This window comes from Vibrio sp. 2132-1 (genome assembly GCF_033344315.1).
The window spans coordinates 1-12,856 of the sequence record NZ_JAWPON010000010.1 but is presented as its reverse complement, the minus strand read 5'-3'; the positions used below and the strand labels follow the sequence as shown (position 1 = coordinate 12,856).

The following is a 12,856-nucleotide window of genomic DNA, read 5'->3' as shown; positions in this document are numbered from 1 at the left end:
CTTACACCATGTGCTCTGGTGATAATTCGGTAATTAATTTAATGCTAGATACCATTTGATCGAGTTGAAAATGCGGTCGCAAATGGATAACTGAGTAATAATGTCCAGGAGTTTCTCTTTTCTCTCGAACTGTAATTTTCGCTTCATTTAGGGGGTATTTAGCTCGAAGCTCATCAGACGCTTCATCTGATGCGGTAGTGTACTGATGTAACCAGCGTTGAAAGTCACGCTCTAGGCTTTCTGCGTCTTGATACCCACCAATTTTGTCACGCCCCATAACCTTGAGATAATGTGCGACTCGCGATACACACAATGTGTATTGCAACATCGATGTCAGTTTTGCATTCGTTGAAATATGCTTTTCTGCGTATTGTTTGGGCTTGTAGAGAGATACATTCGAGGTCATCCCCACCATATCGGTCTCAGGTATTGGAGAAATAGAAATAAAACCGCACTCAGACAATTCTTGTTCTTTTCTCTCAGAGATTTTCAAGTTTAACGGACATCTTTCACGATCATTCTTGCCATTAACACGCATCTTGCTCCTTGTAGGAGCGACGATAATACCCTGACTGTAATCGCCTTGTTTAATCCCTCGCATATGCGTGAACCAACCATGTTCCTGAAATGCTCTAATTGATACGGCAGCAAAACAGTACGCACTACTCCCCCATAGCAAATCTCGATTGGAGTCGTAGATGTGTTCTTGAAAATTGAATTTATCATTCCGCGAGCCATCACTTTTGTATGGCTGACGGAACAAGACGTTAGGTGCAGTCAAACCAATAAATTTAGCGTCATCGTTGTCTCTCAAACTACGCCACTTTGCATAATCTTCCTGTTCAAATTGGGCCGCTATATCTCTTATCGCAGAGAGTTGAGCGAAACTATCAACACCAAACATCTCTGGCGATGCAGACATGATAAATGGGCTGAATGCTGCAGCTGCAGACTGAGAGATCTTACTCAACACAGACAGATCTCTATCAAAATAATTTTTACTAGGATCACAGCGAAGCTGATAATCTCCAACCACCACACCAAAGGGTTCTCCCCCTGCCATCCCATATTCATTTTGATAGAGCAACTTAAATAGTGCTGATTGGTCAAACTCGATGGCTTTTAAAGCATCTTTACTGATTTCATTCCATGTCGCCGTTAAAACCTTAACTTTTACAGAATCCGATGAACGAGAATCAACCTGTTCACATAAATACCTAACTCCAACCCACCCCCTTTCGAGCTGTTGAAACTCAGGATGATGTAATATTTCATTTAGTTGAGATTCTAATAGCTCATCAATGCGGTTAATTGTGTTCATCACACTATGACGAAAGCTGTCCAAATCTCTTGAACGTGTACCTTCTAGCCAAATTCGCGCTGACGATACAAGATCAGAAGATTCATTGAATCGAGTCAACCACGGGCTATCAAGTTCAGCGTAGCCTCCGGTACTGAACTCATGTTTTAGCTTGCTAGGGTCGCGAAAGTTAAGTGACACTGCTAATTCCATCTAGAACATAAAGATTGGTCATGGCTGGCCTTTCGACCAGCCAATTCGTTTCTTATCCACCTGACTGAGGGATCTTGGCCACAAGTCGCAAAGATGTAGTCAGTTCTTCCATTTGCAACCAAGGTTTCAGCCATGCTACGGCATTGTAAGAACCAGGTGCGCCAGGAATTTCCTTAACCTGAACACGAGCGTCTGCTAGAGGGTATTTCGCTCTGATCTCTTGACCACCGCCTTCAGAAGCATTGACGTAACCTAGGATCCAGCGGTTCAGCCAAGACTCAACGTCTTCTGCTTCCATAAAGCTACCAATTTTATCTCGAGCCATTACTTTCAAATAATGCGCAAAACGAGATGTTGCCATCATATAAGGTAGGCGGGCAGAAATGGCCGCATTGGCCGTTGCTTCAGGGGATTCATGGTTCGCTGGTTTTTGACAGGTTTGCGCACCAAAGAACACTGCATAGTTGGTGTTTTTGTAGTGACAAAGCGGTAAGAAACCAAGCTTACCAAGCTCCGCCTCACGTCTGTCGGTAATACCAATCTCTGTTGGGCACTTCATATCAGGGTCGCCATCATCACTCATGAAGAAATGCGTTGGCAAGTTATCCACTCGACCGCCGCCTTCTGCACCACGGATGGCAGTACAAAATCCATATTTTGAAAATGCGTCGGTTAACTTAACACCAAGAACATACGAAGAGTTCATCCAACAGTAGTCGTTATGTTCAGCGTTAACAGCAATACCTGAAACAGGATCTACTTCGAACTCTTCAAACCCAAACTCTTCGACTGGAGCGGTAGCTTGTCCGTATGGCAAACGAGCAAGGACTTTTGGCATCGTCAGACTAACGAAGCGCGAATCGGCACTCTCGCGGAACGAACGCCATTGGGCGTATTCTAGTGATTCAAATACCTTATCTAGGTCGCGTGGTTTTGACAGCTCAGTCCACTCATCAAAGCCGAATAGTGCTGGTGAAGCCGCGGACAAGAATGGAGAGAAGCCAGAAGCCGCTACATTTGACATTAGGCGTAACGACTCAATATCTTCTGGGTGGTTGGTAAACTCATAGTCTCCAATCAATGCACCATACGGTTCACCACCAGCACTACCAAACTCAGACTCGTAAACCTTTTTAAAGATCTGGCTTTGATCAAACTCAACAGCTTTGCTCAAGTCTTTATGTAGCTCTTTCTTGGTCATGCTCATCATGCGAACTTTCAGAGTAGAGCTGGTCTCTGAATTCATCACTAGATAATTTAAGCCGCGCCAAGAACCTTCGAGTTTCTGTAATTCTGGGTGATGCATTACTTCAGACAACTGATCAGAAATCTGCCTATCGAGCAAATTAATCGCTTCACGAAAAGTTACTGTTAGGTTTTTGTTCCAAGTAACTGTCCCTTTCATTGCTTCTTCAGCGAGCGTTTTAATCAGCTCCTCAGCACGAGAAGCTTCGGTCTGCTTAGTCGCACCAATAGCTTGATCTAAGAATGAAGTTGTCTGTTCATTAACAGTTGGATCTAACTGTTTTTCAGCTTCAGTCGTCATTATTCCGCTCCTTCAGTACTGTCTGACTTCGCTTTCTTGCCAAGATCTAACTCGCCTGCAAGTCTTGCCAGATTGTCTGTATTGTTCAAAACATCCTCTAGGATATTTTCAAGCTCTTCTGAGCGGTCAACTTTTGTCATCAAATCACGCAGTTTATTACGCGTTTCCATCAATTGGCGTAGTGGATCAACTTGATTTACGATCGCAGCAGGCTCAAAGTCTTGCATTGATTTAAAGTTTAAATCGACCTCAAACTGTGAATCGTCATTCGCAAGCTTATTCGCAACTTTAAACTTCACCGATGGATTCATTTTTTTGAGTACATCGTCAAAGTTATCTCGATCGATCTGAATAAAACGGCGGTCTTTTAATGGCTTCAACGCTTCTGTGTTTTGACCAGCGAAATCACCCATTACACCTACAACAAAAGGCAGTTCTTTCTTAAGAGTTGTACCTTCAGTTTCAACATCATAGGTAATGTGGACACGAGGCTTCCGTACTCGTGATAGTTTCGAGTGGATACTCGTCATACCATTCTCCCTTTATTAATTTTCATTTTGTTCTGCTATGCCAACCAAACGGAAGTAGCTTTTCTTTGCATCCCCGTCGGAGATAAGTTCCGCCAGTAACTCCGGCAGAGGCATCCCACACCAACGAATGATCTGTTCGATGGAGTAAGAAACTGGTGAGTGAGGTTCACTCTCTCGGAAGAAATCAGCTACTTGCTGCAATTGTCTAATTGCCTGCTCTCGTGATTTCATGTTTGTCGCTAATAATGCATCACAACTTTGTGCACTTAACGGTTGTTCAGAAGAAGATTCATCAAGATCCTCTAGCTCTTCAATCACTGCTTGTGGTTGATTAAAACGATCTCCAAGAAGGTGCTTTAATGCCGAGTGTATTGATTCAAGTCTTTTTGATATATAAGAGCTAGGAGTCACATCACCGACCGCTTCATCTAATCGCTGACTGAATTCATTAAATGATTCTGTAGCGAACTCCAAATCCGTGATTAATTCTTGATAAAACGTATCAGAAGTCGACTTAACCGTAGTTATAATTTCAGATAACTCAACAGCCCCAAGCTCGACTCGATTTCGGCGCTTATCTTCGTCTAAGCGCTCAAGCTCTATAGCTTGCTGATATTCCCAATAGGCATAAGCTTGCTCCACGCCTAAGTCAGTCAATGGTATACAAGCAATTGGAAAAATAAGTGTTCCTTCACTATCGATACCATTGAGGCCAATAATCGCCGATATTCTTGTCTCAATACCATCTTCATCAGGCATTGGGTACAGATCATCCCAAAAGTTCTCAATTAAACTGGTTGCGAGTTTGTAGCCAACGCCCATACCACGAAAACCATACAATCGAGTTAGGGCTTCTATAAGCCAGGCAACAAATTCCAAATCTTTAGACTGATTCGTGAGTATTTCTGGGACATCTTCAATAAATACTCGCCATAAATTACTGTGGGTATAGATACTTTCTTCTTCTATAAGAGCATTACGTTCAGCGTTGCGGGCGGCCATACGCTGATCTTTCAACCGATAGTAAGCAGACTGTGGTGATACATCCTCTCTAGGATCAATACCTGTAGGATTTTCTTGAGATATAGGAGCCAACGCTTGTTCATACCAATCAAACATTTCATTACTCATAAGCTCTCCCTCTTAGAAAGACAGGTATCGTCGCGTCTTCTCTAGTTACTGTTTCGCACTCCGTTTGCGCTTGGCGAACTTTGATCAAAGCACAAGTTACGTTATCACTTGCGCCCCGAACCAAAGCCGAATGCATGAGCGCTAATCCAGCTTGGTTGACTGAGTCTGCATACAATGTCCGATGAATTTCATCACTCGTAAGTTCCTTAGAGAGTCCATCGCTACAGAGTAGAAACTGATCGCCGTCAGCCAACTGCCCTGAAACTTGATCAATAGTGACACTTTCGTCGACCCCAACAGCTCTGGTAATAACATTTGCAAGAGGGTGCGATTCGGCATCTTCAAATGCCAATAAGCCCTGATCCACTAAGTCCATGACTTGACTATGATCACGTGTTTTTTGGACAAAATTACCACTTCTAAGCTGGTAAATTCGGCTATCACCCACCCAAAGACAGTGGTAATACCCATCCTGAATAAACAACAAAACAAGTGTTGTTCCCATCGTTTTACCGTCTAAGTGATTTTGTGCGTATTGGTAAATTTCTAAGTTCGCTTCTTGAACCACTCTTCGGATATCATCGATATTAGTATTGGAGACATCCTGCATGTGGCGCGCGACTCTATCCACTAGCATCTGGCTTGCTATATCGCCAGCACTGTGTCCACCCATTCCATCGGCAACCACCCAAATATGCTGTTCTGTCATATCCAACAGAGCATCCTCGTTATAAGGGCGTACTTTTCCTGCGTGCGATTTAGCAAAGGTAAAATAGTTCCAATTCATTCTTCTATCCTACCAATTCCACTTTTTCCAGCCGCCATCAAGCATGGCTGAAAACTGACCAATTGAAGGAAATCCACTAGTAATGAACATGCATGGTTCAACCTTCGTTGAACCTTCAGTCCACCAAAAACATGGTTTACTCAATTTTTCTTTAATGAGGTAATTCAAAAGCGTGTTTTGATCAGTATTGCCGTGATCATGAAAAACTGTAGATATTTGGCTTTGATAAAGAAACTCTAGAGGCTTCACTTCACTTGTTACATTCGCAACGAGGTCATTTTTTTCTTGAGTACTCTTATGCCAAACATCAAAGACAAAGTCGTCCTCAAGTACTGAAAGAGCAAGAGCGGCACTGTCCTCGGTCCAAGCTCTGTCACCCCAATATTGCGCAGCTTCACCTTTTACGGCACGAGCTATAGTAAAGAAAAAGTATCTACCGCATGCATCAACACTAGGAATCATGCTACCAATGTAGGTTGAGTCTTCTAAATAGCTAATATCCAAAGCAAAGTGCCACACAGGAGCCGTTAAAAAGTGCTCATTCCAGCTTTCACCCAGTTGTTCCCTGCTGACTGCAATAACCGCCTGTTGCCAATCATGCCAACGCTCCGAGAAATCTTGTGATAAACCATCTTTCACAAAGTCCCCTTTTGCAGGCATTTTACCGATATAGCCCCAGCCTGATGTTATAAGGTTCGTGGACATCTGAACCTCTCCATTTCATTTGACCAAAACGGATTAATGGCACTAGAAGGAATAAGCTCTAGCTGCACCTTATTTCCCTTTAAATCAATCATAACTATATTGTCTTTACGCGATTCTGGCCTTGCTTTAAGTGATTGATCCAAAAGCTTGAATATGCCCCACTCACCTTCATAGGTATGCGCAATTTCGCGTTTAGATTCAGGTGGTGTGAACACAATTCGAGTCTGATCTTGACCGGCAGGCCAACTCAACGATTTAGCTCTTGCTGGTCCATGCTTATAAACCAAATCTTGTCCACCCAACTCTAAGACAAATCGAGTAATGTGCTGGTCTAGATAAACAGGCTTCATCCCAAACTCTACGCGTAATGAATTATCAGATTCAAAGAAAGACTGCCTGATACGTTGCGCTCTTTGAAAGACCATTAGTGTTTCTGGACGAACTCCAATTTCCTTTTCTAATCGCCAACGACTTTTCGAAGTATCCACAAACGGTTCGAGGTATTCTTGGAAGAATGCGTCAAGCGTACCTCCATAACCAAAGAATCGCTTAAAGTCTTTCAATCTAACTTCTCTGCTCGCGTTGGACTCGAATGGATATCTGCCAGCAATAGTCCGCTGATAAGGGCGGACCACCTGTGTTACCCAAAGTTGATTTAGATGATCCTTCGAACCGCTCTCCGCAAACTTAACCGACTCTTGAGAAAGCTCACCTAGCCATTGATTAAATGGTCTCGGCAAAAGTTCTTTAGCACGAGCGAAGGAAGCTGCGACATCTTGTGTAACGGTTCCATCTAAAATACTTTTGTAGGCAATTTTCTGATTGTTACCAGAGCTTGATAAGTCACTTAAATACGAACGCAAGTTAACCATTGCTTGTTGAATATCATCAAAGTCTTGCTCACCAAGGCGTAAGATCTCTGAAAAATGCGATTCGACTTCTTTACCTGGCAGAGCAACATTGAAGCCGTTTTCTTCAGGTAAATACATGTCTAGTCTATCTGCCGTATTTGAAAACTTAACTTTGGCAACTTTACCAGCAACTTCAGAAGCGGCTTTTTGATTTTCTGACAATGATACTTTTGATAGAGCAACCTCTTTTTGGATTGCTCTCAACAAAGATTCGATTGGTCTTTCAACTCCAGATAAAACCCTCGCTTGCTCTGTCGCAAGTTCTAGGCTCGGAGCCTGCTTCAATTGAATATCTTCGATCAACGTTTTCCATTCATTAACATAATCTTGATAGTATCGAGACTGAACGCCTTGGATGGCACTATCTTGATCAATTTCATGAGCCTTAAGATCGTCACCATAAACCCAGTTCTCTTCCATTAGGCTTTTTACTGTACGGTTGATCTGAATCTGAAAAATGCTATGAAAACCATTGTACGTGTAGAAACCCGAAATGCCTTGTGATAGCGGTTTTCCACTAGCTCGCTCGAACTGCTCAAGCCCTTTAGGTCCCAATACATCAGTCAAGCGAAATGAAGGTACATGACTCTTAGAAAATTGTATTTTCATTCGCTGATAAGCACGTTCAGGTAGAGACATTTGAGTCAACACTTCTCGAGCACTCGTCACGGCAGCAGTGTTGTAAGTAAAGCCTTGTCCATCGTTGCCTAATAAATATTGAGTGTGCTGTAGCAAACGTCTTCTTAAGTCTGCGTTTAGCTCACCCGGATATTGACGTTCGAAATAAAAGTTAAACCAAGCCAACACTTCATCTTGTTGATATTTGTCTGGATTGAATAACATCAAATACGTTTTTAACGTTTCGTACAAATACTCACGATGCTGTTGATTGCTCTCCATTTCTGACACCAAGCTATCAAGAAGCAGAGGGGCGTAATATTGGGTCAAAGCATCAGAATATGCATTGTTTGCCGCCTGAGACACTTTGTCTCCTTGATAGAGACCAAACCTCTTTACAGAGTCGGCATCACCGTAGTCGCTTTGCTTTCCGAGAGGAAGCGTCATCAACCTATCTAATGTTTCTACAGCTGAAACAATATCCGCTTCAAAATCTAAACTTTGAGCGCCAATCATTGCATCAATATGGCTCGCTTGTTCATTGGTATCGACAATTAACTGTGAGTTCCACTTATAACTCATAAACCAAAGCGCAGAAGCTCCTAGCAGTAGCGTTGTACATCCAATGTAAACACCTCGACGCATCCAACCTGACTGCTTTTGATAGTGACGATTAACTGTTCCTAACAGTTGCTCTTTGAAAATAACCTTGTCAAAAAGATTCTTTACGAAATAACTATGAGAGCCAGTCTGACTCTTTGCTAGAGCTAAACGATTTAACCCAAGTCCATTGGTTGATTCATTCATCAGCTTATCGACTGGTAAGCCTTCTTGAACCGAACTCAACATAAACACACCACGAATCAAGGCAGGCTCTTCAAAACTGTTTTGTGCAAAAATTTCAGCTAAAAACTCGTCAAGATTAGCTTGTAGCACTCTTAATTGCTTTGGAAATTCAAAGATAAGCGCGCGTTTATCTAAATCGTCCTCTGTTTCAAGTATTCTAAGCATACGGGCATCAAGGCGCTCCAACATGCCATGAAATTCTTTGTTGAATAGAGAAATAACGCCTCTTTCATCATCCACTTCACGAGGGAACATGAAACCAAATAATTCCTCTCGCTCTTCCTTACTTAAATCGGCAAAAAACTCATTGAAACCGGCAACTAAATCCATTTTGGTGAGCAATACGTAAATCGGAAACTGCATGCCTAACTGGTTTTTCAGTTCTTGAAGTCTCGACTTAATTGCTCGAGCATGAAGATTTCGCTCGGTTCGAGTCTGAGACATCACGCTGGCTAAACTTATCGTAACAATCGCACCATTAATTGGTCTTTGCGTTCTATACTTTTTCAACAATCCTAAGAAACCATGCCACGCTTTAGAGTCGACCTTTTCTTGACTGTCTTGTGTCGTATACCGGCCAGCCGTATCTATAAGAACTGCTTTATTTGCAAACCACCAATCACAGTGGCGAGTGCCACCTACACCGGCAATAGAGTCAGAGCCAAGGTTGTCTCCTAATGGAAACTCTAACCCCGACTGCTGTAATACGGTTGTTTTCCCCGTTCCAGGAGGGCCAATCAACACATACCACGGTAAGTCATACAAGCTTCTCTTGCCTTTGTGTGTTTTCGTCACTACTTTGACAGCTTGCTCAATACGCTCGCGCATTAAGTCAATTTCACTTGCCGCTTCTTTATCTGATAGGCTATCAACCTCAAGCAACGTTTGAATACTTTCGTCTTCTTTCACCTTTTGCTTATGCTGCTTGGTAACGTTAAATATCGCCCAAAGCAACACCAACACTAGAATAGTGACTAGCCGTTGAAAGTCACTCTTTAGGGGCTCATATCCCGCTATCGCAATAAGTGGACCAACAACCCAAATGAAAATAGAACAAGCAGCGACACCTATAAGACCGAGAAACCATCTTTGAGTAAATATTCTGCCAATTTCTTTAATACGCATCTCTATCTACCTATTATTAATTCGCGACAAGAAGGTCGATTTCAATCCGGCGGTTAATAGCTCGGTTTTCATCACTACTGTTTTCAACTAATGGTCTTGCATCCCCCAATCCCTCGGGTATCACTCGCCCTTCTAATGCACTATTCGAGATCAGTTGTTCAGACATAGCAGTGGCTCGAGCTAATGATAGGTGCCAGTTCGAGGGATATTTACTCGTGAAAATAGGCCTATCGTCGGTGTGACCAGTAACAATGATCTTGCCTTGGGTCGACTCCAATGTTCTCGCAAGCTTAGAAATAACGGGTTGGATGTAAGCGACAACATCAGCACTACCTGATTCAAATAGATCTTGAGACTTTAACGAAATTCTTACCCTGTCTTGCAGCGGCTCAACATTGATTAGCCCCTTACCGATCTCAGTTGCTAGATACATTGAAATCTTTTCTGCAATTGGCGCTGATTTTGATTCTGACGTTGCATCTTGGTTAAGTTGTTGCGGTTGAATCAAATTGACTAATTGAGAAAAGGTGCGATTGGATGCCTTATTTAGCTCATAACTAAAATACATATATATGCAGACCAATAGTGCCGCCGTTACAGAACATACAACCCAAAGAGGAGCTCTATCAGAAGCCTTTGAGCCATTCAAAATGTGTTGGTCGATACTATTGCTTAGTTCCTGAGGGACTCCTCTCCCATAAGTCTTAAGAGTAGCAATAACCTGTCTTCTCAATTTCCGGTGCGATTCCAGTCCATTTTTTTCTAAACGGTATTGACCCAGAAACCCGAGAGATAAGCACACATACATTAGTTCAAGCAAATCTAAGTTCACATCTGGTTTCGCCATGCACTTATCAAGATGCTTAAAGAACGCTTCCCCACCTTGACTGCTAGCATAGAAGGAGCTAAGTAATGAATCGTGACTCCAGAATGAATTCCCACCCCAATTGGTGTTAAGGACAACTTCATCTAGTGAACAGCATAAACAATAACGAGCTGTATCAATGGTATCCAAATCAACGTCATGCTGACGTAATCGGTTCTCATAATCTCTAAGCTTTTGTGCCAATGTCTCTTTTAGAAACAACGGATCGGAATGAGTCGCTGTCGAGCGAATTTGACCGATAATAGATAACAGGCCATTCGCCTCTGCTAGTAGAGAGTTATTCCCATAAGCGACCACTGAATCATTGTTCACCAATTCAGGACTTTTTGAGATAACTACGGTATTATCCACAGACTCTTCTGATTGTGGTTTCGATGCGGGTGCTCTTCCACCCGGTGTTGGTTTTACTATCGTTTGTTCCATACAGAGCGCGCCTATTGATTAATACTCCAAAGCTCAAGTTCAGCATTCGGAAAATGCCCTGATAGGTGAAGCGCAATACCGCCACTATCTTTTAGCCTCATCCAAAATGGCCCTTTCTTGACAACTTCGAAATAGACATAGCCCGTTTGGTAAGGAATCTGTCTCGGGACGACACTCAACGGCACTACGTTTATACCGTTGATCTGATTATTAATTAGATCGCGAATCTGTTCTGCCGGGCCAAACTTGAGTTGCGCTGGGACCAGGCGTCTTATTTCATCTGTTGTGGTATCTGCTTTAATTGCTAGCACAAATTGGCATGACTCAAGCAAGCGTTTATCTGGAAGCGGCGTCACTTGAATACCGTATTGGCGAGGCTCCAACGGAAGTTTGGTCGCAGTTTGGTCAAGAACAACACTGAGGTACTGACTGAGTATCTGATTCAACTCGCTATAAACACTTGATACATCTAAGTGATCATACGCAAGCAAACTTGGGACTCTTTTAGTTTTATTAGAAAAAGTGGCTAACTCACCAATGTAACCTTTAAGTGTCGTCGCTAATTCCAGTGGATGTAATCTATCTAACTCACTGAAATGCTTTAACTTCGCCTCATATCGGTTCAACATTTGGAGCATGATGAAATCAACAGCAGATGCCGATGCAGATTTACCCTTAATCAAGCGCTGCGCAATAACGTCAGCACGCATCTTTGTCATCGCGATAACGTTACGTAGATAAGCTGACATAACTTTATCGCTCAGGAGATTGATAAGCGGAGGAACGTACTCATCGTCTAGTATAATTTCCCCTTCAGGAGTTACCTCTTTGATCCTTAAGATAGGTAACTCCACATAACCCGCTAATTTGTCATTACCCGCTTTCAACTCAAGGTTGAGGGCTGCAACTTGGATGGTTTCTTCATCTTGTCCTGTAAGGTTATCTATCACGTCGATATCTTGAAGTACATAACGAGAGACGATCGATTCGCTTACATCCGAAACGTTTTTACCTGTAACACTTGAAAGAGGGAGAGTTATTTTTACTAACGTATTTTCAGTGTTTTTATCAATAAGTAGAGGCGAAACTGAATCGTTGGATATTAACGTATTAACCAACGTCATATCTGGCAAAACAGCTTCAAGATGCTCAAGTTCAATAAGACCATCTTTTAGCGCGTGTTTTTTTACTCGACATTTCCAAACTCCCCAATTGTAAGCCCCACCTAACTGATGTAAGCCCTTGAATTCTTGAGAGGTTGCGCGTTCTTGTTGTTGGAAGTGCTGGGGACGTAAAAACATTCCTTCGCACCAAGCCGTCTTGGAGTATTGCGTCATTTATAATTAGCCAACTAAACGTTATTTAACGACCAAAGACAGATCTTCTAACAATACTTGATATGTGTTGTAACCGGTCTTATCCACTTTAATGACTTGTCGCCAATTTGAGTTTTCAATATCTCGAAACGCGACGACAATGCCTAAATATTCTGTCTTTGGAGACATACTTGCTTGATATGTTTCTTTCTGACCTGGAGTTAATGAAACTTCATATTTATTCACTAAATCAGGTCCTAAGACTTTTTCACTTTCTTCATAAATAGAAAAAAAGTCCTGGCTTTCGAAAATGGTATTTGACGTTAATTCAAATACATACACCACTACAGGAGAAGGCCTGCCGTTTGAATCAGGATTAATGTTATGACTTGCTGCTATTTCTAAATCTGAGTATGGATCAACAACTAGGTTCGCTGCTGAGCACTGAGGAATCCCCTAATGATTTTGATAAAAATCATAAATTTAAGGTAGATGCACATCTTGTCATGTGATCAAATG

At 42.3% G+C, this 12,856-nt stretch carries 10 protein-coding genes; all 10 read right to left on the bottom strand.

Features of this window, described 5'->3' with window-relative positions:
- Position 1: 1 nt before the first annotated feature.
- From tssC (R8N47_RS12650) to tssJ, 10 genes are read right to left on the bottom strand one after another with little or no spacing between them, the layout of a single operon-like run.
- Positions 2-1,513 carry a type VI secretion system contractile sheath large subunit gene (gene tssC / locus R8N47_RS12650; protein ID WP_025767712.1) on the bottom strand — a complete coding sequence of 504 codons (1,512 nt, stop codon included), beginning with the start codon at positions 1,511-1,513 and terminating at the stop codon, positions 2-4.
- A 52-nt stretch (positions 1,514-1,565) separates the two neighbouring features.
- Positions 1,566-3,059: a type VI secretion system contractile sheath large subunit gene (gene tssC, locus R8N47_RS12645; RefSeq protein WP_005375950.1), complete on the bottom strand. Its 1,494-nt coding sequence runs from the start codon at positions 3,057-3,059 to the stop codon at positions 1,566-1,568.
- Positions 3,059-3,589, bottom strand: coding sequence for a type VI secretion system contractile sheath small subunit (gene tssB, locus R8N47_RS12640; protein ID WP_005375949.1), 531 nt, complete (start codon positions 3,587-3,589; stop codon positions 3,059-3,061). The genes tssC (R8N47_RS12645) and tssB overlap by 1 nt, the downstream gene beginning before the upstream one ends.
- Positions 3,590-3,604: 15 nt before the next feature.
- Positions 3,605-4,720 (bottom strand): type VI secretion system protein TssA, encoded by a 1,116-nt coding sequence (tssA, locus tag R8N47_RS12635; RefSeq protein WP_054578969.1) that lies wholly within the window; start codon positions 4,718-4,720, stop codon positions 3,605-3,607.
- Positions 4,713-5,507, bottom strand: a complete 795-nt coding sequence (locus R8N47_RS12630; protein ID WP_005375947.1) for a PP2C family protein-serine/threonine phosphatase — start codon at positions 5,505-5,507, stop codon at positions 4,713-4,715. Before R8N47_RS12630 ends, tssA begins: the two co-directional genes overlap by 8 nt.
- A gap of 9 nt (positions 5,508-5,516) precedes the next feature.
- A complete protein-coding gene (tagF, locus tag R8N47_RS12625) occupies positions 5,517-6,212 on the bottom strand; it encodes a type VI secretion system-associated protein TagF (protein WP_005375944.1) in 696 nt (231 codons plus the stop codon).
- A complete protein-coding gene (gene tssM, locus R8N47_RS12620; protein WP_064354826.1) occupies positions 6,194-9,712 on the bottom strand; it encodes a type VI secretion system membrane subunit TssM in 3,519 nt (1,172 codons plus the stop codon). Before tssM ends, tagF begins: the two co-directional genes overlap by 19 nt.
- A gap of 16 nt (positions 9,713-9,728) precedes the next feature.
- Entirely contained in the window at positions 9,729-11,021 is a 1,293-nt protein-coding gene (gene tssL, locus R8N47_RS12615) for a type VI secretion system protein TssL, long form (RefSeq protein WP_064354827.1), read from the bottom strand.
- A gap of 11 nt (positions 11,022-11,032) precedes the next feature.
- Complete coding sequence (gene tssK, locus R8N47_RS12610; protein WP_213895877.1) at positions 11,033-12,358, bottom strand: type VI secretion system baseplate subunit TssK; 1,326 nt, start codon at positions 12,356-12,358, stop codon at positions 11,033-11,035.
- A 21-nt stretch (positions 12,359-12,379) separates the two neighbouring features.
- Entirely contained in the window at positions 12,380-12,790 is a 411-nt protein-coding gene (tssJ, locus tag R8N47_RS12605; RefSeq protein ID WP_318124385.1) for a type VI secretion system lipoprotein TssJ, read from the bottom strand.
- Positions 12,791-12,856: the final 66 nt, after the last annotated feature.